We start from the raw sequence: 22425 nt of genomic DNA, 5'->3' as shown, positions 1-22425 counted from the left end.
TAGATCGAATTTCATCGCTTATTTTTTTCTACTGCTACGCAGTTGGATATTAGAATACTAAAATACTCTTTTTTTTCTATTGCGGAATTTGGGTTAAAGCTTTTGTAATAAGTGCACAGTCTGCAGATTTCAGTTCTTGTCCGTTTTTATAATCAATCTTTTTTTCGTCTGAATATCGCATTGTTCCTTTGTCATCTTTTTGGGTTCCTATGCCTTCAGTAAGTGAATTATCTTTTTGGATGAAGAAAATATCTCTCTTGCTTACAGTTCCTTCAGCAGCAAATTCATAGGTGAGTTTTAGGGTATCGCCAGATTTGAAACCAGATAATTCACCTTTGGAACTGTCTTTTTCGAAATTTTTATAGCTCATTTTACCTGAGATTGTTCCCAAATTATCATCTAAACTTACAAAAACGCTGTCTTTACCGGTAATTCCCAAACAGTTTCAAAAAAACAAATTCTGCAAAACAGATACATTTTAAATATTTAAAAAGTCCTATAATTTATATTATGTTAAATAGAGTGTTTTTTCCAACTCATCTTAAATAATTTATGTAATGATAAGAAATTGAAATTAATCTAAATTAGTAGAATGCTTTTCTTCTCTCTAAAGCTACTAGGTAAATTCTTCCCGAGAATAATAAATAAAATAACAAAAAAAATGAAACTTACATAATATTGCAAGTTTCATTTCTTATCAACTATTAACAAAAATATATTATAAGTGTTATGTTAAATTATGCAACCATCTGGTCCACAAGATAAATCGTTAACAGAATCTTTTTTTATCAGTTTTTCTGTTTCTGCGTATGTTTGGCGTAAAGTATCTTCAAAAACTTCTGAAGGCTGAGCTCCGGAAACGCCATATTTACTATCAAACACAAAAAAAGGAACTCCCGAAACGCCATAAGCTTTTGCTTTATCAAAATCAAATTGAATTTCTGCATCAAAATCATTTGATTCTAGACATTTTTCAATTTCTTCATCAGGGATACCTATATTTCCTCCAATTTCTACAAGATCACTATCACTTCCGATGTTTTTACCATCGAGGAAATGTGCTTTAAAAAGCTCCTCTTCCATCTCGATTGCTTTATTATATTTTTTAGCCAAATGGAGAAGTTTGTGTGCATTATACGTGTTGGTAATAATTGCATCTTTAAAATTAAAATCTATTCCGGCACGTTTTCCCATATCAATTACTTGTGCAGATAATTGCTGTCCCTGCTCTGGCGAAATTCTTTTTTTTGCAGTAAAATATTCTTGGGTTGTCATTGTTTCGGAAGGATTCAGTGATGGATCAAGTTGAAAACTTTTCCATTCTACTTCTATCTCATCTTTAAAAGGTAACTTGTCTAACACTTTTTCAAAATTTTTCTTACCTATATAACAGAATGGGTACATAATGTCTGACCAAATTTCTACTTTCATAATTTCAAATTCAATTTAAATATAAATTTACAATACTTATCCTTTATATAGATAGCATTTTTATGCAAAAAAAATATGATGCCTATTATAAATATCAATGAGAGAATGTATATTTGAAGAAATATCACTACCGATGGAAATGAATTTTCAAAAGACAATTATTGCTTTGTTTATATGTATAACTTTTTTTAAGCTGAATGCACAAGAATTACCTACATAAAAATACAATCAATTCGAATCTTCATACATTGTTGATTATGCAAAAGATACCTTGTCAATAAAATTAGAGAATCCTCTTCATTGCCCATTACGGATTAATCTTTTTTCGAAATATTTAAAAGAAAATAAATTGATTAAGGATACCATAAAAATTTTATTGAATGAAAGATCTAAGCGTGAAATAAAATTTTTCATACCGAATTTAGATGTTAAAAAATTTAATTACAATTATTTTCAGGCTCTGGGTGACGATAATAAAATAATTAAAAAAAACATTCTTGCTTTACCCTTTCCCAAAGGCAAAAAATATAAAATAATGCAGGGAAATAATGGGAATTTTACCCATAATACTCCCTATTCGCGATATGCAGTTGATTTTGATATGAAAGTTGGTGATACCATTACCTGTGCAGATGATGGTTTTGTTGTAGGAGTTATAAAAGATTATGAATTTGGGAAAAATGACAAAAATTGGGAGAATTTTTCTAACTTTATTACAGTTTATCATCCTCAAAGTGGTCTTTTTACACAATATGCACATTTAAAGAAAAATGGAAATTTTGTAAAAGTAGGCGATTTTGTGAAACGCAATCAACCCATTGGTTTAAGTGGAGAAACCGGCTATGTTTCTGGTGCTCATCTTCATTTTAATGTTTTAATTCCTGAGAGAAACAAAACGTTAGTTTCTGTACCTTATATTTTGAAAATGGAATTTATTCTGAAAACATCTATAAAAATCAGAAGATTAAAAATAGAAAGTAATTCTATGATTTTAAAATGTTAAATTTGATAAATTTAGATACTTTCGAACTCAATTAAAAATGATTCACTAAATCGTAGTATTTCAGATTCTGAAAATATGATTTTAGAGATTTCTCCTAAAGGCTCAAAATTTTATAGTCAAGTAAAGCATAATCTTATTATTCTATAATTTCGGCAACTTTCAAAAATGCTAATCTTACGAAGCAAAGCCATTCTGACTTTAAATATATAAATAATCAATATTAAATTTATAAAAACATAGATATTCGCCTGTGTTTTTTTAATTACAGAGTAAAAATAGATTTCAGAGAATGTCTTTGGTGTAAAAATAGATAGTATTATAAAATCAACCAAAATCATTTCTGATATGAAATCAAAAAACAACTTAGAAAAAAGAAGTCTTAGAGGAAAAACTGTCGTTATTACTGGTGGAAGCAGCGGTGTCGGAAGAGCGACTGTAGAAGCCTTTGCATTTGAAGGCTGTAATATTATTATTGCCGCCAGAGGTGAAAAAGCATTAGATGAAACGGTTCTTTTATGCAAAGACTTAGGAGTAAATGCAATTGCAGTGCCTACAGATGTTTCCGTATCTGAAGAAGTGGAAAATCTTGTAGAAGCTGCCGTAAAAAAATTTGGCAGAATAGATATTTGGGTAAATAATGCAGGAGTTATGGCAAGCGGTAAATTCGATGAAATACCGATGGAAATACATGAACAGGTGATAAAAACCAATCTTTTTGGATATATGCATGGAGCTTATCATGTCCTAAAATTGTTCAAAGAACAGAACGAAGGGATTCTTATTAATAATATTTCTATTGGAGGATTTATGCCGGCTCCTTACAGTGCAGTTTATTCTTCAACCAAATTCGGGATCCGCGGAATGATGGAATGTCTCCACGGGGAAATTTCTGAGTTTCCAGAGATTTATATTGCCAATCTTTATCCGCAAATTCAACGTTCTACAGGAAATATGCATTCTGCAAAATATTCTGGTTTAGATTTTAAAATTCCTCCATTTGCATCAGATCCTAGAGATACTGCAGATAAAATTGTACAGCTTGCGAAAGAACCTAAAAAGGATTTGTTCCCAGACTTTACTTCATGGCTGTTAAAAAATGTTTATCAGGCATTTCCTAAAACAGTTATTAATGCTGCTTCTGCTGGAATGCGTCTAATGATGAAACTTAAAAATGCTCCGGACGATCCGGGTAATGTTTTAGAAGAATCTTCAGAACCACATAGAATTTATGGAGAAACATCACTACCCGTTCCTGGAAAAAAAACAAAAATTGCTATGCTAACAGGTTTGGGCTTAGGGTTAGCATTCATGATCATCAAGGCAAATAGAAAAAAATAAATTATTATCCTATCCTAAAAATCCGATACAGATTATAGATCAAAAATAATTAATTTTTAACTAGTCTAACAACGTTTTTACTTTGTTTTTTATTTTCAATGTTTCCTATTTTGGTGTTAAGCAATGGTTTGAAAATGAGGTCTTATATCATTGTAGGAATGAATCAAAATTACGCAAATTTCTAGAGCTCGTTCTTGATATAAGAAACTTAAAATTGGAAATTTATTCTTAAAAACCAAAGTCTTAAATATAAATCGGTGTAGGTTTTATGACCAGAAATAGTTTATATAATGGATAATGAAAATTTTCAGAGAACTAAAACGAAGAGATCTACAAATAGCGTACTTACGTAGAAATAGAAGAAGCCGTCTCATTTTCTGTAAGGTGGTTTTTTTTATTGAACTTTTGGATTTGTTTTTTTTGAATCATTTTTTTGAATAAATGTGGATCTCACCCCACTTTCTTTATCAAATTATGTACTAAAACATGTAATCCGAACTCAATTTCCACTTTTTTGATGAATTTGAGCATAAATCGTTTAAAATTGTAATTGTGTTTCAGGTGCGCAAACACAGGTTCCACATCGCAGCATCTTTTTTTACGTTTTTTGTACTTCTTCTTCACTTTTCAGTCGTTTTCGGGCGAATTCTTTGTGGCGTTCCAAATTGTGATTCCGTTCTATACTGCGGTTTTCTTTGGACTGATGACACCTGCTTCTCAACGGACATCCACTACAGTTTTTGGCTTGGTAATGCGATTGGTTCTGTATAAAACCATTTTTCGTTTTGGTGGTGTTTTCATACGTTTTTTCCATTCTTTGTCCCATGGGACAAACATAAAAATCTTGTTCCCGATTTTAATACAAATGCTCTTTGCTAAAGGTTTTGTTTTTGTTTTGATAAGGTCGGTTCTGTTCTTTGTCAAAGGTGGCCTTCTTCTACCAAAAGCAAAATCACCTGCGTGAAAATATCCTTGAAAGCGATCTGCAATTTTTGACTTCTGAATCTTGCAATGGTATTATAATCGGCAATATTCTTATTGGAAAGCCACATAAAAAGCATATTTTCACGCATTGCCTTTTCTATTTTTCTTGATTAATAAATGTTTTCCATATACGCAAAAACCATTACTTTGAGCATCATTACCGAATGGTAACCCGGATTACCTTCTCTACGGTAAGCGGTTATAATTTGGAAATATTAACCTTCTCTAAAACATCATTTACGATGCGGACAGGATATTCCCGGGAAATTAAACCCTCAAAAGTATGAGAAAATAAAACCAACTGATTTTCATTGTAATGCTTAAGTTCAATATATAGTTGATTGTTAAATAAATACAAAAAATACATGTCAATCTCACAAGTGTTTTTAAACAAAAAAACCGCCTCGGTTATGAGACGGCTTCTTTTTGTTTATTTCTTTCTGTTGATTAAATAATATATCGGCAATCCAATTAAAACCATTAAAAATCCTGGCCAAGTATATTGCTGTTTGTAAATAAGAAGCAAAACGCAGAAACATGTTCCTATAAATAAATATATAAATGGTGTTATCGGATATAACCAAGTTTTATAAGGTCTTTCCAGATCCGGTTTTTTAATTCTCAGATAAATAACTCCAAATACGGTAATCATATAAAACAGAACTATAACGAAAGAAATCATGTCTAAAAGATTTCCGTACTGACCGCTCAAACATAAAACCGATGCCCAAATTCCCTGCATCCAAAGTGCATTTTCAGGAACCTGATTTTTGTTATTTTTAATAGCCGATTTAAAGAACAGTCCATCTTTTGCCATTGTCTGAAAAACCCTTGCTCCAGCCAATATAAGTCCGTTATTGCATCCAAAAGTAGAAATCATCACCAAAACAGCGATAATAATGGTTCCGGCATTTCCAAAAATACTTTGCGAAGCTGTTACTGCAACTCTTTCATTGGCAGCAAAAGCAATAGAATCGCGGTCTAATGCATTAAGATACACAAAATTAACAGCAATATAAAGCAGCATTACCGCAGAAGTTCCTAAAATCATAGCTTTTACGACATTTTTTTTAGGATTCTCAATTTCTCCCGAAACAAAAGTTACACTTTCCCACGCCACAGAACTGAAAACCGAACCTACCATTGCAGCAGCAATTCCGCCCAGTAAAGCCATTCCTGATATAGATTCCCAACCTGTTTTAAGAAAATTTCCTTTTGAATCTTTATTCAAATTGTTGAATGCATCTGTTCCGAAACTAAAATTTTCTGCCAAATGAGAAAAATCTACCAAAATAAATCCTAAAGCAACAAGACCTAATAAAGCAAGAATTTTTGATCCTGTAAATAAATTCTGTAAAAGTTTTCCGCTTTCTACTCCTCTTGTATTAATGTAAGTAAGCAATAAAATGACAAAAATTGCCAAAATCTGAATATAAGTAATCTGAAATTCACCACTTTGAAAAATAGGATTTGAATAATTAAGCCAAGGAACTAAATAAGCCGTAAACTTCCCGAATGCCATTGCAACAGCAGCAATAGTACCGGTTTGGATAACCGTAAAAAGTCCCCATCCGTATAGAAAACCCATTTTCTTTCCAAAAATTTCTGTAAGATAAGTGTACTGTCCGCCTGCTTTTGGAAAAATAGACGACAATTCGCCATAGCTTATCGCAGCTGCAACCGTCATAATTCCTGTAATAATCCAAACAATGATTAACCAATAACCCGATCCGAGATTTCTCATCATATCTGCACTTACGATAAAAATTCCGCTTCCGATCATGGAGCCCATCACAAGCATAATGGCATCCCAAAGTTTTAGTTTTTTCTGCATAGTTGAGTATAGATTTCAAATATAATTAAATATAAGATTGTTTTTTTTTATTTTGTTTGATTATTAAATGAAACTATTTTTTCATGTATTTATTCTAAAATTTTTAGCTTTTTGATGTAATTAATCAATTTTCAACTTAATGAATTTTCTGTACTAAAGTGAATTGGGGATAAGATTTATAAAATCCAAATAATTCTATAAAATTCATTCTAAGTTAAATGACTGACTAAAATCCTAGCCCCGATTGAAACGGCATCCTTTTTTGTTCGGCTGGAGCGAAGCGGAAGCCGTAACAAAAAAGATATAGTGGAAAGCGGGATTAAGCTCCTCATAAAAATTTCTTAGTTTATTATTTGAAATCATTTTAAACAGTGATGGAAACAACCTGCTTTTTATCAAGTTTTTTCATCATTTTTATTCAAATATTATTAGTATTTTTGATAAAAATAAATAATATGAAATTTAAAGCAATATTATTAGCTACTGCTGTAAGTTTTTCTACTTTAGCTTTTGCCCAGGAAACAAAAAAAATGGGACCGCCGGAAGGAAGTGCTTTGGTAGGAGATTTTTATGGTGCTGCAGTAAATTCTAAAACAGAGTCTAAAGCAATAAGCCCTGAAAAACTAAACAAAAAGCTTAAAAAAGCAAATGAAAAAATTCAGAACGTTGCTCTAAAAGGAAAAGTAACAGATGTTTGCGACAAAAAAGGCTGTTGGCTTACTTTAGAGACAGAAGATAATACTCAGCTTTTCGTTAAAATGAAAGATTATGGGTTTTTCGTTCCGACTGCTCTTAAAGGCAAAACTGTTGTTTTAGAAGGGAGTGCAGAGAAAAAAGTAACTTCTGTGGACGAACAAAAACACTATGCACAAGATGCTAAAAAGCCTCAATCTGAAATTGATGCGATTACAAAACCTAAAGAGGAAATAAGATTTGTTGCCAACGGAATTAAAGTTGTTAACTAAAATATAAAAAAAGCGGAATTAAAATTCCGCTTTTTTTCTTAATCTTCTATGGTAAAACTTACTTCTGCATCCAGTTTGGGATATTTGGTTTCGGAAATAAATTTTTTCCCGGAACAGTCTATTTCGAGCCAACCTTTTTTTCCTTTTACATCGCCTACCAATGCGACATACGGGATAAACGAAACTTCATCTTTTCCTGTTTCATAAACTTCTTTGTACTGTACCGCAATATCTAAAACACATTCGTGATCTGTATTTAATTTTACATTCCTGTAAATAATATCGTAATGAGTTTCCTTATTTTCTGGAATTTCGTTATAAATTTCCCAACCATCGGTTCCTGATCGAAGCGTACTCATCGCTTCTAAAGCACAGTAAAGTGCAATGGTATAATACTTTCTGGTTTCTTTTCTGGTATAATCATCTACAAAATGTCCTCCTTCAAATAAAATAGTGGGCATTCCTGCTTTTATGAAATTATCTCCAGTAGAGGCAGGATAAAATTCATCAGAATATCTACCAATTTGCCCAGGAATTAATGTGCTGAGTTCTTTATAAACTTCCGCAATAACTGCCATACATTTTTTTCGGTTATCGGTAATAGTACGCTCCACATTTTCTGAAGGTGCAAGAAAGGAGAGTGTAGCCGGATGAATACCATCTGTTGTGAAAATAGTTCGCTGTTCATGCAAATTCAGTGCATAATCGTATTTGGAGGAAGCTGCCATTTTTTTTAAAATCTTTATTTCCTTACTTGCTTCATTATGAAAATCCCGATTAAGATCTATATCTGAAGCATTAAGTCGTGTCCATTTTTCAGAACCATCGGGGTTAAGCATAAAAATAAAATCTAAAGTGATTTTACTGAGTAATTCCTTTCCAGTTTGAGGACTATTTTTAAAACTTTCCAATAGATCCAACATTGCATGAGTAGCATTAGATTCATTTCCGTGCATTTGCGACCATGCTAAAACTTTGGTACTTCCCTTACCAATCGACAATTTATAAATAGGATAATCTAAAAAAGATCTACCAACTTCCGTAACATACTCCGCATAATTCTCTTTAAGAAAAGAAAATAATTTTTTAGGGGAAATATAGCGATTAGGAAATTCAGAATTTACAGTATAGAAATGTTTCCAATTCATTTAATAACAATTTACATTATTCAAATTTAATGATTTTTGAAAAGAAAACAATGTTAACATTTGTAAAATCGTTAAACAAATCAAATTGCCTTTTTGTCTGTTGATAAAAATGTTAATTGCTAATAATTTAATTATAATTATTTATTTAATTAAAAATCAGTGTTTTATAACTTTTAATTAAACAATTAATTAAGATTTACTTTAAGTTAAGATAAGGTATCTTTTCTCCATTTGAGTGTTATTCGGTTAAACATTTCTAATGTGAAAAAACATTGTATTTTGCTATAATTACAAATGTAAATTGATATGTTTTTTGTTTTGAAATTCAAATTCGAAAAAATAATTTTAGGCATTTAAGTGAATATCTAATGGATGCTTATGTACGAGATGAATAATGATCTCTAATCTGAAATTTAACTAAGTAATATTGGAATTATTTAAATTTAACCCTACAAATACTCCATGAAAGCCCTATCCTACTCTATTAATTAATTGGTGTGCTAATTGTCAAGATAATTGAATTATTATTTTATTCACTTTATATAAGCCATAAAAATTGTTCTTACAGTATTTATCTCATGGAATACTTTAACATAAATATTGAATAGTCAAATCAATAAATGGTTTTAAATAATTTGTTAACAACTAATGAAAATTTTATAATATGTTGGTTTTTAGCAACATATTATGTTTACAAATGTATTGCAATAGCAACTGTTTTTATTTACATTTGTATTTTATATTTGTGAATAATTTATTTACATTTGTAATTATCATTTTCAATAAGAATAAATGAGTTTAAACGAAAGAATTTCAAAAATTATAGAATATTCAGGATATACTCCTTCAGAATTTGCAGACGAAATTGATGTTCAGAGATCTTCTATTTCTCATGTTACTTCAGGCAGAAATAAGCCTTCTCTGGAATTCATTATTAAAATAAAATCTCGTTTTCCCGAGATTTTATGGGATTGGCTGGTAAACGGTGAAGGTGAAATGCTGAAGTCTGAACTTAAAGAAGATGAACAGAATGATGAAACAGAAAAAACTAAACCTACTTCTCTTCCTGATCTTTTTACCTTAATTAGTGAAGACGAGATTTTAGAGAATGTTGATCTTCCAAAAACAGAAGAAAATGTAACGCCGTCAGAATCGCCTATATCGTATCAAAGTAAAGAAGAACAGAAAATATTGAATTCTCAGCCATTAGAAAATTCAACAAAAAAAATAATTACAGAAAATACTGATAATCAAATCAATAAGATAAAACGTATTGTTTTGTTCTACGAAAATGGAAAATTTGAAAGTTTTGAACCCTAATAACAACAAAAACTCCATCTAGCGATGGAGTTTTTGTTTTATCATTTGTAAAAAAGAAAATTATTTTTTCTTCTTTCCAGTTCTTTTTTAATTAAGCCTAGTTCTCTTCCGGTTTGTCCGGCAACAGATGTATTTTCTCTGGCTCTTCTTGTAAGATAAGGTACAACATCTTTTACAGGTCCGTAAGGAAGATATTTAGCCACATTATACCCTTTATCTGCCAAATAGAAAGTAATGTTATCACTCATGCCGTAAAGCTGCCCGAAATAAAGGTTTTCATGATTGTGCGGTAATCCTTTAGCATTTATTTTATCCATAATAAGCTCCGAAGAAATCTCATTGTGAGTACCAAAAAATGCAGAAACTTTATCGAGATGATTCATAACAAAATCGATCCCTGAATTGTAATTTTTATCTGATGCTTCTTTCGTTGGCTGAATTGGGTCTGCATATCCTTTCTCCACAGCTCTGGCTCTCTCTTTTTCCATATACGCACCACGAACAATTTTATAACCAATGAAGTAGTTTCGTTCTTGGGCTCTGTTAAGATGCTGCTCCATATATTCCAAACGACCGGTTCTGTACATCTGTATGGTGTTCCAGACAATTGGTTTTTCTTGGTTGTACTTCTCCATCATTTCTTCACAAAGCTGATCTGCTGCATCCTGCATCCAGGTTTCTTCCGCATCTACCATCACTTTCTTGTTGTTTTCGTGGCAAAGCTGGCAAACTTCATCAAATCTATTCACCACTCTCGACCATTCTTCTTTCTGGCTTGAAGTTAGTTCTGAACCATTTCCCACCGCTTCATAAAGATCTATTCTTCCAAATGCAGTTGGTTTGAAAACAATAAAAGGGATTGCAGGATTGCCTACAGAAAATCTCACAATATCTTTAATCTCTTTGCAGACTGTATCAAAAGTTTCTTCGTCTTCTTTTCCTTCAATAGAATAATCGAAAATACTTCCTACTCCTCTTTTAAAAAGCTGTTTAACAACTTTCATACTTTCTTCACGGGTTTCTCCTCCCACAAACTGCTCGAAGAGTGTATTTTTAACAATTCCGGTAACAAAAGGAAAATTATTATGAACCGTAAAATTAAGTACAGAAGTACCAATATTGGTTAAAGCAGGCTGTTCAATCATTTTAAACATCCAATACGCTTTTCTTAACTGTGCATCTGTTTTATCAGCAAAAGCAACTTGAGTATCGTTAAAAATGGGCATTCTTTTTATGTAAAAATTATTATTGCAAATGTAAGAATAACCACCTCTTTTTTAAAGCTTTTTCTTTACAATTTACCTTGAATTCCTGTAAGAAGCATAGCAACAATTCCTACCAAAATCCAAAATCTTAATATATTGAGAACTAAAACTTTAATCTTTCTGGAAGAGTTAATTAAAAGGTAAATACATACAATGATAACAAACAATCCTAATACAAAATAGTAAGACATGTAACCGGAAATGCCTGTTTTATCAATAAGTTTCATTGAAACTGCCATAATCACGGTTAAAATGGAAATAACAATCGTATTGGTTGTTTTGGAACTGAAATAATTTGGAATGGTGATATATCCGAATGTTTTATCTACAGTTTTTGTCAGCATATCTTTTACAATATCAATACATAACAGAATTAAAAAAAGAAAAATAGCCATGAGAAAAACTTTTTTCGAAAAAGTTTCATAATAGACCATCATTCCAAAAAAAGGATATAATGTAAGGCTTACAAAAGTAAGATTATTGACGATAAGAATGCGGCTCAATTTGTGGCTGTAAAACCACATAAAAAACTGATAAACAATAAAGAATACCAAAACTCTGTGCGAGATGAAAGCAGCAACACCGAGAGAAAGAAATGTTAAAACTAAATAAGCATACAGAAAATATTTCTGCTTTATGAAACTCTGAATTCTGCTTCTGAAAGGTTTAGCAATATGATCTTTTTCTACATCATAAAACTGGTTGATGATTCCGCCTGCAAGAATGGATAGTACGGTACAAAATATAATACCGTGAACTTTGAAGTCAAAAACGAAATTTCTGAAAGTTTCATCCTGATTGAATAAAAAATATGTAGAAACATATAGTGCAAAAGTGAGCAAAATGGCAACAAAAAAACGGGCACCAAGAAGAAATCCAAAAAACTGTGAGATTCTGTAAAGCAGAGATTTAGACATAAAATCTTTATCCCGGATGTTTTCTTTTTCAGAATTCATTTCCTGAAAATTTTAGAATCTGTAAATCACTTCTTTCTGGAAACCTTCAAGCATTTTTTCTGCTTTTTCGTAATCTTTAGTAAATCCTAGAATATATCCTCCGCCTCCGCTGCCGCAAAGTTTAAGATAGTAGGCGTTAGAATCCAGTCCTTTTTTCCAGATATTGAAAATACTTTCGGGAATCATCGGACGGAAATGTTCGTAAGCCCAGTGAGAAAGCTTTTTAAGGTTTCTAAAGAATGGGTTCATATCTTTGTTGAGGAAAGAATCTATACACGCATTGTTATAGCGAATAAACTCTTCTTTCAGCGTTTTACGGAAACCTTCTGTTTTCATTTTTTCAAAGAAAATCTGAATCATCGGACCTGTTTCACCCGTAATACCGGAATCAATAAGAAAAATTGCACCTTTACCTTCTTCCCCTTTCGGAATGGCTACTTTATCTAAATTTTCTTTGTTTTCGATAAGAATCGGTAGATTCATATAGCAGATCAAAGGATCCATTCCTGAACTTTTACCATGGAAATAGCTTTCCATTTCTCCAAAAACGGCTTTAATATTTTTAAGATCGTCTTTAGAAATACTTTCCGGGCTATATTTTTGAAAGGAATATTTTTCAAAAATAGCGGCCACAAGTGCTCCTGAACTTCCTACACCATACCCTTGCGGAATATTAGAATCAAAAAAAAGTCTGTGAGAAATATCTTCTTTAAAACGGTTAACATCAAGCTTAAACTTTTCAGGAAGATTCAGTTTTTCAAGGAAATTAGCATATTTAATGAGGTGCTCATTAGATTTTTTCTCAAATTCAGAATCAGAATTTTCGTCTGAAAACTTTAAAGTTCCTTTATAAAAACTATACGGCACTACAAGACCTTGTGAATCTTCTATCATTCCGTACTCTCCGAAAAGGATAATTTTAGCGTAAAATAAAGGGTTCGTCATTATGTGTTAAAACGTTTATGCAAAGTTAAGCTATTCTGCTCAAACTTTAACAAATTTTAAGCCATTTATAACGTATCTCTGTGCTGTCTTTTAGGTACATTCAGAAAACGGATTAAAATGAGACCAATAAAGAAGAATATCGCCATAGAGAAAGCCGCAAATCTCATTCCTGAAGCTGAAGGTAAGGCAATATTAATCTTGGCAAAAATATCAATTAATGCGTCATACTTATCTATAAACAATGCAAAAACGAAAGTTCCCACTATAATCGCCAGCTTTTCTAGAACATCATAAAAGCTGAAAAAAGTAGTATTTTCCATAGAATCTTCCGGTAAAAGCTTAGAATAAGTAGATCTGGACATTGCCTGAAGACCGCCCATCACCAATCCTACAACGGCCGCAACACCATAAAACTGATATTCTACTGTAGGATTTTCTTTGTTCAGGAAGAATGCCCAAATACAAGCAACAATCCATAGAATGACTGCAATAGAAATTACGTTTTTATTTCCGACTCTTTTGGAAAGTCTTGAGAAAATTACAGCTCCTATAATAGCTTCAATCTGAATAATCAGCAAAGTACCAATAAGTTTATCCTGAGCCAGATTAATCTCACTTTTACCAAAAAGGGTTGCCATTAAGAAAATAGTCTGCATCCCAACACTGTAAAAGAAAAAGCTGGATAAGAAAAATTTCAGATTTCTGTCTTTAAAAAGACCTTTTCCAACCCTGAAAAGCTCTCTAAAGCTTTCTTTAGCAATATCTTTGTAAAAACTGATATTATCTTTCAAAACTTCGAAAAAGCCACCTTGTTCTTCATGTTTTTTGAAGATATTTTTGTAATTCAGAAGTACTAAATCCTTTGGAAGTTTTTCTTTAACATCCCCAAACTGAGGCAAATGCTTGAATGTATATTGAGAGAATCCAAACCACCAAGCTCCCGTAAGTAAAAATGTAATTCTTGTAAATATAAGTTTCTGCTCTTCTCCTTTTGCCAAAACCATAATTAAAACCAAACAAAGCACCACAAGAACTACAGAACCAATATATCCGTAAACATATCCTTTTGCGGACAAAGCATCCTGCTTATCTCTTGTTGCAATATCGGGTAGAAAAGAATTATAAAAAACCAAACTTCCCCAAAACCCAACACTAGCGGTTATACTGAAAAGCAGTCCTAAAAAAACATTATGCATCCCTGTAAACATCGCCAATCCCATACAAGAAGTCGCTCCCAGATAACAGAAAAACTGAAGAAAAGATTTCTTGTTTCCAATCGTATCTGCCAATGAAGATAAAAATGGTGAAAGAAGCACCACAATAAGAAAAGAAATTGTTAAAGAATAACCATAAACTGCATCCGGCTGATATTCTTTCCCTAAAATATGAATCATATGTCTTACAGGAACATCAATCCACCTTCCGCTTTCCTGCACAAACTCTTTCTTTTCGTACGCTGTGGTAATTATGGAATAATATATCGGAAATATGGTAGAAGTAATTACCAATGAATAAACCGAGTTTGCCCAGTCGTAAACTGCCCAAGCTTTCATAATTTTCGGGTTATTCTTTATATTTTGAGTCGGTTGAATTTCTTTTTCAGACATTATCTAAAGGAATTAGTTTCACAAAAATAGAAAAACCGCTGAACATTCAGGAGTTTTTATTTTTTTTAGTATCAATTTTATTGATTTGTTAAAATAAAAAGGATTTTTATATGAAGAAACAGATTAATTAACAAATCATTTAAAGCAAAATTGAAGTACAAAAAATCCGGAAACTATTGCTTCCGGATTCCAAAGATTTATTTAAAAACAATAATTAAATATTTTCAATAACAATAGCTGAAGCACCACCACCTCCATTACAGATTGCTGCAGCACCATATTTACCATTGTTTTGCTTTAAAACATTGATTAAAGTAACAATAATTCTGGATCCAGAACTTCCAAGCGGATGTCCTAAAGCTACTGCTCCACCATTCACATTAACTTTGGATGCATCTAAACCTAAAATTTTATTATTCGCCAAGCCAACTACTGAAAAAGCTTCGTTAAATTCAAAAAAATCAATATCCGAAACTTCCAGACCCGCTTTTTTAAGAGCAATAGGAAGTGCTTTTGCAGGAGCTGTTGTAAAGTTTTCCGGTTCCTGGGCTGCATCAGCATAAGAAACAATTTTAGCTAAAGGTTTTAAACCCAATTCTTCCATTTTTTCTTTAGAAACCAAAATTAATGCAGAAGCACCGTCATTTAATGTAGATGCATTGGCTGCTGTTACGGTTCCGTCTTCTTTTTTGAACACCGTTGGAAGCGTTGGCAATCTGTCGAAATTTACCGCTTTATATTCTTCATCTTCAGCAAAAACAATTGGCTCACCTTTTCTCTGAGGAATGGATACCGGCACTATTTCTTCAGCAAATTTCCCTTCGCTCCACGCTTTTGCAGCTCTTTTATAAGATTCTATGGCAAAATTGTCCTGATCTTCTCTTGTGAAATGATAGTCTGTTGCACATTTTTCTGCACAAACACCCATATGAACTTTGTTATAAACATCTGTAAGACCGTCTAGAACCATTCCGTCCTGCATTTTTACATCACCTAATTTCGTGGCAACTCTTGCGTTGTAATAATGAGGAACCATAGACATATTTTCCATACCTCCTGCTACAATAACATCCATATCGCCTGCTTTGATGGATTGTGCTGCCATCATAACAGCTTTCATTCCTGAAGCACAAACTTTATTGATGGTAGTGGAAGGCGTTTCGTTGGAAAGCCCTGCACCCAAAGCTACCTGTCTTGCTGGAGCCTGCCCTTCACCTGCCTGAAGAACATTTCCCATATAGATTTCCTGTACGTTTTTAGGATCAAGATTTATTTTATCTAATGCTCCCTTTACCACTGTAGCTCCCAGTTTTGTAGCCGGAACTGCTGATAAACTTCCCATGAAACTTCCCATTGGAGTTCTTACTGCGGAAACAATGAATACTTCTTTCATGTGTAGATTTTTATATTGTATTAATTTAAATTATTTTTTGAAGCTTTAGAAAAGAAAAGCAAGATGAAAGCTCCTGCAAATTCAGCAAACCATCCCCATTTCAATTTTACGGTAGAAGCCAAAGTTTCTGTCCAAGATTTGAATGGTAAAAAACTGAAATAACTGAATGCCTGATATTTAGTAGCCAAAATAGTAAAAGTAAAAAGAACAATAAGTAAAACAGCACTTGTTTTAACCAATTTCTGAATTCCGTTTACGATTCCCAATAATGCCAATCCGCTAAAAATCCAGCAGGCAATAGCCAGATAATGATCTACTTTCCAGTAGTTCCAGTTTCCTATTACCGGAACATGCACCAAAGGAAGAAAACTTCCTATGATTACCAAAACCAATCCTAAAAGCTGAATATTTTTCATAAGTCTTAAAATGCCAAAGTACAAAAAAAAACATACTTTTTGTAAGTATGTTTTAAAATCATTTATTTAATAATGATAATATCTATTAAACAAATAAATAAGGTAATAATTATCAATTATTTAATGTTTAATTAATTTTTAGAAATATTTAAAAATTAACATACAATAATTCTAAACCAATCTGAATACCATATTTATTACTTAATTGGGCATTATCATTAAAAGCTGCCGTAAAATCTTTTTTAATAAATACATTAAGAGCACCATATCCTAAAGACAATTTTCCTCCAAAAAGAAAATTATTTGCCGAGCCGTTAATATTTTCTCTGTTTGCAGAACGGTTGCCATTAAAATTTTCAAATTGTACAATACTTTGGCTAAGATAACGCACACCTCCATAAACTCCAGCAGTAAGTCTGAAATTACCTTTAGAATTGTCCAGCATTTTTTCTCCATTTTCCACTGTATATTTCGGGTTCATTACAAAAACAAAATCTACCGGGACAATAACATAATTATTGGAAATTGATGAACCTCTAAGAGTTCCTAAAGAAAAATCACTTAACGAGATTTGGCTTCCTGTTTGTGTAATCACTTTAGAATTGGCAAGTCTGTAACCATCGCTTCTTCCTCCTAAACCAATTCTGTAGAATATCGGAGAAGTGAGGCTTCCTAACTGATTGGTGTAACGGACTTCAAACGTTAATGAAGTAGATTTACCAAAAAGAACATCTGAATCTTTATTAAAAAGTGCCATTGAGCCTGCAGATTTTGTAAGATTGGTGAAACCCAATGAAAAATTGATATCAACGCTCTCCAAAAGCTCTTTTTTAGTTTTTTTTGGATCTCTGAAACTAAGTAAGGCATTGTTTTGAGAAAATTTTAATTCTTCAAAAATGCTGCTTTTCCCCATCACAGAATTTTTCACAAGTTCTTTTGTAGCGGCTTCGAGAGTGTTTTTTTGCTCTTCAACTTTACCATTAATAATATCTTCATATTTTTGGGCAATTTCCAAACGGCGGCTTTGCTTTTCTTCCGAAGAAATTTTATTCTCTTTAAAGTTTTTTTCGAGAGCATCCAGTTCAATATTCATTTTTCCCTTTTCGGAGACAATAATACTGTCAATTTTTTTAGAATAATTTCTGATCTGAACATCTGTGTATTTTTTATCCTGCGAGTGTCCATAGCAAAATGCAAATAAAGCTGCAATTAAAGTAAGTTTAGTTTTCATGTTTATTAAATTTAATTGTTTATTTTTTTGAAGAAATGATTTTTGGATTTGAATTTTTCAGGCAGTGAAGTTCTTCTGTTCGGAAAATCCAAACAGTAATATCCTATAAAAATCATCTGAATTATTTATTATTTAAAGAATCCGAATACACCGTAATACCAAAAATTTTTAAAGAATTAGGTCCCTTAATTTTACTCATATCAATAACGCCAAATCTACGCTGATCGTTGGAGTTTTCTTCCCTGGTTTTATCCAATTCTCTACCCAAAAGAAGATCATCTGCAGTAATGTAGCTTACTTTTTTGTTTTTTGCTACTGAACTTTTAGGAATTACAATCTCATTTTTTACTTCTGCAATCAGCTTATTATCAATAACATTATTATCTTGAGAATGAAAATTAATGTTATTATTTATTACAATTTCAGAGCTTTTTTTACTTTCTGTATAAGGAAAATTATCTTTTATTTTTATTTGATTTTCAGAAGGCGAATGATTAACAACTCTTTTTTCTGTGGAAGATTCCACCGTTATTATATTTGATTTTTGTTCTGTCTTTTTTGAATTATCAACAATATTTTTAACTTCAGAAACTGGTGAAGAATGTTCCTGTAAGACATACAATATTCCACTCACCGAAATCAGAAAAACAATTACGGCAGCGTACTTCCACCATTTAAACAAAGGTTTCTGAACCGTTTCAGACTCTTTTTCCAATACACCTTCAATTTGATCCCAAAGATCGACAGAAGGTTTTATTTCGCGGCTTTCGTACTCAGTTTTTAATTGTTTCAGTATTTTTTTTTCCATTTTCTTTTGTTTTTAGATAATCTGCAATCCATTTTTTGGCTTTGCTCAGTTGGCTCTTGCTTGTGCCTTCAGAAATATTGAGAATTTCTGCAATTTCCTGATGTTTTTTGTCTTCAAATACATACAAATTAAAAATCAGTCGATAACCAATTGGCATCTGAGAAAAAATTTCTTCAATATTGATTTCATTCAAAAAATGATTATCCTGATCTTCCAAAACATCCTCTGCAACTTCCAAATCTGCATACATGATGTTCTTATTTTTCCTCACGAAACTTATAGAATCATTCACAACAATTTTCCTTAGCCAAAAAGGAAAACTTTTCCAATCCCGACAGTCACCAATCTTTTGAAAGCATTTTAGAAAAGCATTCATGAGCACATCTTCAGCATCATGAATGTTATTAGTATAAGAATTTGCTACCGCCAGCATTTTAGCAGAAAACATTTCGTAAAGCGCTTTCTGGCCTTTGCGTTCCTGTTTTTTGGCAAGTTTAAAATTCTGTTCTAAATGTTTCATTAACTAGTTTCTATCTATAAGACCGTTTTATTTCAAAATGGTTGCCTGAAAATATAAAAAAATGCACTATTCAGAAAAAAGTGCATTGTAATTTATTAAAAATCAAACAATAAAATATTAATGTTTTATATCTTTTAATTCGTTAGGATTATGCTTATGTTTAAAAACAATGGCAAAAGCAATGGTAATTATCAGCGCATAACCAGCAAAAATATACCAAGATGTCTTCCATCCCTCCAATTGAAGTAAAGGATCAGTTTGCGAAAAAACATAGTGATTAACCACTTCCTGAGCTCCAAGCATACCGATAGTGGCTCCAAAACCGTTAGTCATCATCATAAAAACGCCCTGTGCACTAGATCTAATGCTTTTATCTGTTTCTTTATCTACAAATAAAGATCCCGAAACATTAAAGAAGTCGAATGCGATCCCATATACAATCATCGACAAAACGAACATCCAAACTCCTCCACCCGGATTTCCTAAACCAAATAATCCGAATCTTAGGAACCATGCAAACATTGCCATCAACATTACTTTTTTAATCCCATATCTTTTCAGAAAAAACGGAATCAGTAAAATACAAAGCGTTTCTGAAACCTGCGATAAAGAAATTAAAGCATTGGCATTGTTGGATCCCCATGTATTTGAAAATTCGGGGATTTCTTTGAAACTTGTAATGAAAGGATTGGCATAACCATTGGTAATTTGCAGCGAAACTCCCAAAAACATAGAGAAAATAAAAAAAATTGCCATCTTTTTCTCTTTGAATAACGCAAAAGCTTTCAACCCTAAAGCATCCGAAAGGGTACGTTTTTCTGTACTTTGATTAACCTCACATTTCGGTAAAGTAAATGAATAAATAAAAAGCAATATTCCTAAAACACCTGAAACAAAAAACTGACTATAACTGTTTTGGAAACTCGGAAAATCCGTCGCATTTGAAAAATTAAACTGGAAAATTCCATCTTTAATTCCTGCAAAATTCACAAAAAGCATTGCACAGATAAAACCTACCGTTCCCAAAGTTCGAATGGGCGGAAATGCTTTAATGGTATCAAAATTATTATTCACCAAAACGGTATAGGCTACAGAATTAGAAAGTGCAATGGTCGGCATATAGAAAGTGACACTTAAGCTGTAAAGAAGAAAAAGCCTTGAAAATTCTACATGTTCCCCTGCCGTCATTCCGTAATATCCTGCCCAGATTAAGAATACCGCCGCAAGAAAATGGGAAATTCCCAAAAGTTTCTGTGCCTGAATCCATCGGTCTGCAATAATCCCCATAATGGCAGGCATAAAAATGGAAACAATACCCTGCATGGCATAAAACAGTCCGATTTTGGAACCCAATCCTACCGAACCTAAGTAATTACCCATGGAAGTAAGATAAGCTCCCCAAACCCCAAACTGTAAAAAGCTCAGGATAATTAATCGTAATTTTAAATTCATTTTTATTTTAGTAATAATCCTTTAATCTATTTTCTTTTTGCGCCTTTTTATTTCTTCCTGAATTTCCAGAGCAGTGTCGAAATCCTCTTCTCTTACTGCATCATCTAGTAATTTTTGGAGTTCATCCATAGAAACCGACTGCAGCCCTTCTTCAGACGATACTGTTTCAGAAAAATTTTCGTCTTCTTTAGCTACTTCTTCCAGTTCAAGAAGAATTCCTGCTTCATTGAGAACCTGTTGGGTCGTAAAAATAGGTGCATCAAACCGAACTGCCATTGCAACAGCATCCGAAGTTCGGGCATCCAGAATAAGCTCTTCCTGAGTTTCTGAATTCTTGAAGTTGATATTTGAGAAAAAAACACCGTCTACAATCTGATAAATAATGACCGAAATCAACCGATAATTAGCAGAAACAATGAATTTTGAAAATAAATCATGCGTAAGCGGACGTGGCGGATGAATATCCTTTTCTAAGCCTAAAGAGATGGATTGGGCTTCAAAATTACCAATAACCACCGGTAATTTTATATGAGATTCTTCATGTTCCAATAGCAATGCGTAAGCTCCAGATTGCGTCTGGCTATACGATATTCCGCGTATGATGAGCTGTTTATAATCCATGACTACAAATATAAATTAATTTTTTATTGTAGGTTTTACTTTTTTAGACAAAAATAAAAGCTCGGAAGCCGAGCTTTTATTGATGAATTAAGATGTAAAGTGATGAACTTTATTAACAAGTTGAATTAAAAAAGACAACAAATTAAAAAAACCAACAATTTATCAATCTATTTATCCTTTTAATGCTTTAATTTTCTCAGTAAGTGCAGGAATAATCTGGAAAGCATCTCCAACAACTCCATAATCTGCAGACTTGAAGAAAGGAGCTTCAGGATCACTGTTGATTACTACAATAGTTTTGGATGAGTTTACACCAGCCAAATGCTGAATAGCTCCAGAAATACCAATGGCAATATACAAATTAGGTGCGATGGCTTTACCCGTTTGACCTACGTGTTCTGTGTGAGGTCTCCATCCGATATCTGAAACAGGTTTAGAACAAGCTGTTGCTGCCCCAAGAACATTAGCAAGATCTTCTACCATTCCCCAGTTTTCAGGGCCTTTTAGCCCTCTTCCTGCAGAAACTACAATTTCCGCTTCTTTTAAGTCTAATTTTCCTGAACTCTGCTCGTGTGAAATTACTTTGGTATCTTCATTAGAAACAGAAAGATTTTTTACTTCCTCAGACCCAGAAACTATATTTTCTTTTACACCGAAAGCATTTTGAGAAACGGTTAAAATAACGCCTGTTCCATCAGCTTTGGCATGCATAAATCCTTTTCCTGAAAAAGCTTTTCTCTTTACCTGTAATGGAGACTGGCTTTCGGGAGCTTCCAAAACATTCGTTATTAAAGAATAGTTCTTCATTACCGCCAACATTGGTGCTACTGAAGAAGCATCGGTAGTGTGAGGGAAAACAATAATATTTCCGTCTGCCACTTCACTTACCGCCTGTGCGTAAGCTTTTGCCGAGAAATTTTTAAGACCTTCGTCTTTTATGTTGATTACTTTTGATGCTCCATATTTGTATAATAAATCTGAAGAATCTGTAGGGTTTACAGAAATTGCCGTAACGGTATCTCCCGTTTGGTCTGCTACTGCTTTTGCGTAAGAAACTGCTTCAAAAGCTGCTTTTTTGTAAACTCCGTTTATGTTTTCTGCGTATACGAATACTGCCATTTTTTTTAAATTAAATGATTAAAAAATTAAATGATTAGAATGGATTTAGAAATCGAATTAAACGTCCTA

The 22425-nt window shown here is 32.5% G+C and carries 23 protein-coding genes; 4 read left to right on the top strand and 19 right to left on the bottom strand.

The window, feature by feature from the left end; translation table 11 throughout:
• Window positions 1-76: 76 nt before the first annotated feature.
• Together IV513_RS07960 and IV513_RS07955 are read right to left on the bottom strand one after the other, a co-directional pair.
• Complete coding sequence (locus IV513_RS07960) at window positions 77-439, bottom strand: hypothetical protein (RefSeq protein ID WP_209390066.1); 363 nt, start codon at window positions 437-439, stop codon at window positions 77-79.
• 293 nt (window positions 440-732) lie between these two features.
• On the bottom strand, window positions 733-1431 hold the full coding sequence (locus IV513_RS07955) for a DsbA family protein (protein WP_209390065.1): 699 nt from the start codon (window positions 1429-1431) through the stop codon (window positions 733-735).
• A 535-nt stretch (window positions 1432-1966) separates the two neighbouring features.
• On the opposite strand from IV513_RS07955, the gene IV513_RS07950 reads away from it, so the two are divergent.
• Window positions 1967-2434, top strand: coding sequence for a M23 family metallopeptidase (locus IV513_RS07950; RefSeq protein WP_209390064.1), 468 nt, complete (start codon window positions 1967-1969; stop codon window positions 2432-2434).
• A 345-nt stretch (window positions 2435-2779) separates the two neighbouring features.
• Complete coding sequence (locus IV513_RS07945; RefSeq protein ID WP_209390063.1) at window positions 2780-3772, top strand: SDR family NAD(P)-dependent oxidoreductase; 993 nt, start codon at window positions 2780-2782, stop codon at window positions 3770-3772.
• A 450-nt stretch (window positions 3773-4222) separates the two neighbouring features.
• On the opposite strand, the gene IV513_RS16065 is transcribed toward IV513_RS07945, so the two are convergent.
• From IV513_RS16065 to IV513_RS07925, 4 genes are all read right to left on the bottom strand, one after another.
• The gene (locus IV513_RS16065) at window positions 4223-4345 is read right to left on the bottom strand and encodes a hypothetical protein (RefSeq protein ID WP_369074867.1); all 123 of its coding nucleotides are present in this window, start codon (window positions 4343-4345) and stop codon (window positions 4223-4225) included.
• A 25-nt stretch (window positions 4346-4370) separates the two neighbouring features.
• Window positions 4371-4586, bottom strand: coding sequence for a transposase (locus IV513_RS07935; RefSeq protein ID WP_209390061.1), 216 nt, complete (start codon window positions 4584-4586; stop codon window positions 4371-4373).
• A gap of 106 nt (window positions 4587-4692) precedes the next feature.
• Window positions 4693-4845, bottom strand: coding sequence for a transposase (locus IV513_RS07930; RefSeq protein WP_209390060.1), 153 nt, complete (start codon window positions 4843-4845; stop codon window positions 4693-4695).
• A 341-nt stretch (window positions 4846-5186) separates the two neighbouring features.
• Window positions 5187-6590, bottom strand: coding sequence for an APC family permease (locus IV513_RS07925; RefSeq protein WP_209390059.1), 1404 nt, complete (start codon window positions 6588-6590; stop codon window positions 5187-5189).
• A gap of 455 nt (window positions 6591-7045) precedes the next feature.
• On the opposite strand from IV513_RS07925, the gene IV513_RS07920 reads away from it, so the two are divergent.
• Window positions 7046-7555 carry a DUF4920 domain-containing protein gene (locus IV513_RS07920; protein WP_209390058.1) on the top strand — a complete coding sequence of 170 codons (510 nt, stop codon included), beginning with the start codon at window positions 7046-7048 and terminating at the stop codon, window positions 7553-7555.
• Between the two features lie 38 nt (window positions 7556-7593).
• Here the strand turns inward: IV513_RS07920 and IV513_RS07915 are convergent, their stop codons facing one another.
• Window positions 7594-8703 (bottom strand): M14 family zinc carboxypeptidase, encoded by a 1110-nt coding sequence (locus IV513_RS07915; protein WP_209390057.1) that lies wholly within the window; start codon window positions 8701-8703, stop codon window positions 7594-7596.
• Window positions 8704-9495: 792 nt separating this feature from the next.
• Here IV513_RS07915 and IV513_RS07910 point away from each other — a divergent pair.
• A complete protein-coding gene (locus IV513_RS07910) occupies window positions 9496-10023 on the top strand; it encodes a helix-turn-helix domain-containing protein (protein WP_209390056.1) in 528 nt (175 codons plus the stop codon).
• 41 nt (window positions 10024-10064) lie between these two features.
• Here IV513_RS07910 and IV513_RS07905 read toward each other — a convergent pair whose 3' ends face one another.
• From IV513_RS07905 to IV513_RS07850, 12 genes are all read right to left on the bottom strand, one after another.
• Complete coding sequence (locus IV513_RS07905) at window positions 10065-11249, bottom strand: proline dehydrogenase family protein (protein ID WP_209390055.1); 1185 nt, start codon at window positions 11247-11249, stop codon at window positions 10065-10067.
• Window positions 11250-11314: 65 nt separating this feature from the next.
• Complete coding sequence (locus IV513_RS07900) at window positions 11315-12244, bottom strand: UbiA family prenyltransferase (RefSeq protein WP_209390054.1); 930 nt, start codon at window positions 12242-12244, stop codon at window positions 11315-11317.
• Window positions 12245-12256: 12 nt separating this feature from the next.
• The gene (locus IV513_RS07895; protein ID WP_209390053.1) at window positions 12257-13189 is read right to left on the bottom strand and encodes a mevalonate kinase; all 933 of its coding nucleotides are present in this window, start codon (window positions 13187-13189) and stop codon (window positions 12257-12259) included.
• A 65-nt stretch (window positions 13190-13254) separates the two neighbouring features.
• Window positions 13255-14796, bottom strand: a complete 1542-nt coding sequence (locus IV513_RS07890; protein WP_209390052.1) for an MFS transporter — start codon at window positions 14794-14796, stop codon at window positions 13255-13257.
• Window positions 14797-15010: 214 nt separating this feature from the next.
• Window positions 15011-16189: an acetyl-CoA C-acyltransferase gene (locus IV513_RS07885; protein ID WP_209390051.1), complete on the bottom strand. Its 1179-nt coding sequence runs from the start codon at window positions 16187-16189 to the stop codon at window positions 15011-15013.
• A gap of 20 nt (window positions 16190-16209) precedes the next feature.
• On the bottom strand, window positions 16210-16605 hold the full coding sequence (locus tag IV513_RS07880) for a hypothetical protein (RefSeq protein WP_209390050.1): 396 nt from the start codon (window positions 16603-16605) through the stop codon (window positions 16210-16212).
• 148 nt (window positions 16606-16753) lie between these two features.
• Window positions 16754-17836, bottom strand: coding sequence for a hypothetical protein (locus IV513_RS07875; protein ID WP_209390049.1), 1083 nt, complete (start codon window positions 17834-17836; stop codon window positions 16754-16756).
• A gap of 121 nt (window positions 17837-17957) precedes the next feature.
• Window positions 17958-18644: a hypothetical protein gene (locus IV513_RS07870; protein ID WP_209390048.1), complete on the bottom strand. Its 687-nt coding sequence runs from the start codon at window positions 18642-18644 to the stop codon at window positions 17958-17960.
• Entirely contained in the window at window positions 18610-19164 is a 555-nt protein-coding gene (locus IV513_RS07865; protein ID WP_209390047.1) for an RNA polymerase sigma factor, read from the bottom strand. The genes IV513_RS07870 and IV513_RS07865 overlap by 35 nt, the downstream gene beginning before the upstream one ends.
• Window positions 19165-19281: 117 nt before the next feature.
• Window positions 19282-20616 (bottom strand): MFS transporter, encoded by a 1335-nt coding sequence (locus tag IV513_RS07860; protein WP_209390046.1) that lies wholly within the window; start codon window positions 20614-20616, stop codon window positions 19282-19284.
• A gap of 21 nt (window positions 20617-20637) precedes the next feature.
• Window positions 20638-21237 (bottom strand): bifunctional nuclease family protein, encoded by a 600-nt coding sequence (locus IV513_RS07855; protein WP_209390045.1) that lies wholly within the window; start codon window positions 21235-21237, stop codon window positions 20638-20640.
• Window positions 21238-21408: 171 nt separating this feature from the next.
• The gene (locus IV513_RS07850; RefSeq protein WP_209390044.1) at window positions 21409-22356 is read right to left on the bottom strand and encodes an electron transfer flavoprotein subunit alpha/FixB family protein; all 948 of its coding nucleotides are present in this window, start codon (window positions 22354-22356) and stop codon (window positions 21409-21411) included.
• Window positions 22357-22425: the final 69 nt, after the last annotated feature.

This window comes from Chryseobacterium sp. RR2-3-20 (genome assembly GCF_017808115.1).
Classification (GTDB): domain Bacteria; phylum Bacteroidota; class Bacteroidia; order Flavobacteriales; family Weeksellaceae; genus Chryseobacterium; species Chryseobacterium oryzae.
The sequence above is the reverse complement of the archived record's forward strand: the minus strand, read 5'-3'. Positions and strand labels throughout refer to the sequence as shown.

Excerpts from the sequence above, each read along its gene's own strand:
- IV513_RS07955 (WP_209390065.1), bottom strand. The coding sequence starts at position 1,431 with ATGAAAGTAGAAATTTGGTCAGACATTATGTACCCATTCTGTTATATA.
- IV513_RS07950 (WP_209390064.1), top strand. The coding sequence starts at position 1,967 with ATGCAGGGAAATAATGGGAATTTTACCCATAATACTCCCTATTCGCGA.
- IV513_RS07945 (WP_209390063.1), top strand. The coding sequence starts at position 2,780 with ATGAAATCAAAAAACAACTTAGAAAAAAGAAGTCTTAGAGGAAAAACT.
- IV513_RS07935 (WP_209390061.1), bottom strand. The coding sequence starts at position 4,586 with ATGGAAAAAACGTATGAAAACACCACCAAAACGAAAAATGGTTTTATA.
- IV513_RS07930 (WP_209390060.1), bottom strand. The coding sequence starts at position 4,845 with ATGCGTGAAAATATGCTTTTTATGTGGCTTTCCAATAAGAATATTGCC.
- IV513_RS07925 (WP_209390059.1), bottom strand. The coding sequence starts at position 6,590 with ATGCAGAAAAAACTAAAACTTTGGGATGCCATTATGCTTGTGATGGGC.
- IV513_RS07920 (WP_209390058.1), top strand. The coding sequence starts at position 7,046 with ATGAAATTTAAAGCAATATTATTAGCTACTGCTGTAAGTTTTTCTACT.
- IV513_RS07915 (WP_209390057.1), bottom strand. The coding sequence starts at position 8,703 with ATGAATTGGAAACATTTCTATACTGTAAATTCTGAATTTCCTAATCGC.
- IV513_RS07910 (WP_209390056.1), top strand. The coding sequence starts at position 9,496 with ATGAGTTTAAACGAAAGAATTTCAAAAATTATAGAATATTCAGGATAT.
- IV513_RS07905 (WP_209390055.1), bottom strand. The coding sequence starts at position 11,249 with ATGCCCATTTTTAACGATACTCAAGTTGCTTTTGCTGATAAAACAGAT.
- IV513_RS07900 (WP_209390054.1), bottom strand. The coding sequence starts at position 12,244 with ATGAATTCTGAAAAAGAAAACATCCGGGATAAAGATTTTATGTCTAAA.
- IV513_RS07895 (WP_209390053.1), bottom strand. The coding sequence starts at position 13,189 with ATGACGAACCCTTTATTTTACGCTAAAATTATCCTTTTCGGAGAGTAC.
- IV513_RS07890 (WP_209390052.1), bottom strand. The coding sequence starts at position 14,796 with ATGTCTGAAAAAGAAATTCAACCGACTCAAAATATAAAGAATAACCCG.
- IV513_RS07885 (WP_209390051.1), bottom strand. The coding sequence starts at position 16,189 with ATGAAAGAAGTATTCATTGTTTCCGCAGTAAGAACTCCAATGGGAAGT.
- IV513_RS07880 (WP_209390050.1), bottom strand. The coding sequence starts at position 16,605 with ATGAAAAATATTCAGCTTTTAGGATTGGTTTTGGTAATCATAGGAAGT.
- IV513_RS07875 (WP_209390049.1), bottom strand. The coding sequence starts at position 17,836 with ATGAAAACTAAACTTACTTTAATTGCAGCTTTATTTGCATTTTGCTAT.
- IV513_RS07870 (WP_209390048.1), bottom strand. The coding sequence starts at position 18,644 with ATGGAAAAAAAAATACTGAAACAATTAAAAACTGAGTACGAAAGCCGC.
- IV513_RS07865 (WP_209390047.1), bottom strand. The coding sequence starts at position 19,164 with ATGAAACATTTAGAACAGAATTTTAAACTTGCCAAAAAACAGGAACGC.
- IV513_RS07860 (WP_209390046.1), bottom strand. The coding sequence starts at position 20,616 with ATGAATTTAAAATTACGATTAATTATCCTGAGCTTTTTACAGTTTGGG.
- IV513_RS07855 (WP_209390045.1), bottom strand. The coding sequence starts at position 21,237 with ATGGATTATAAACAGCTCATCATACGCGGAATATCGTATAGCCAGACG.
- IV513_RS07850 (WP_209390044.1), bottom strand. The coding sequence starts at position 22,356 with ATGGCAGTATTCGTATACGCAGAAAACATAAACGGAGTTTACAAAAAA.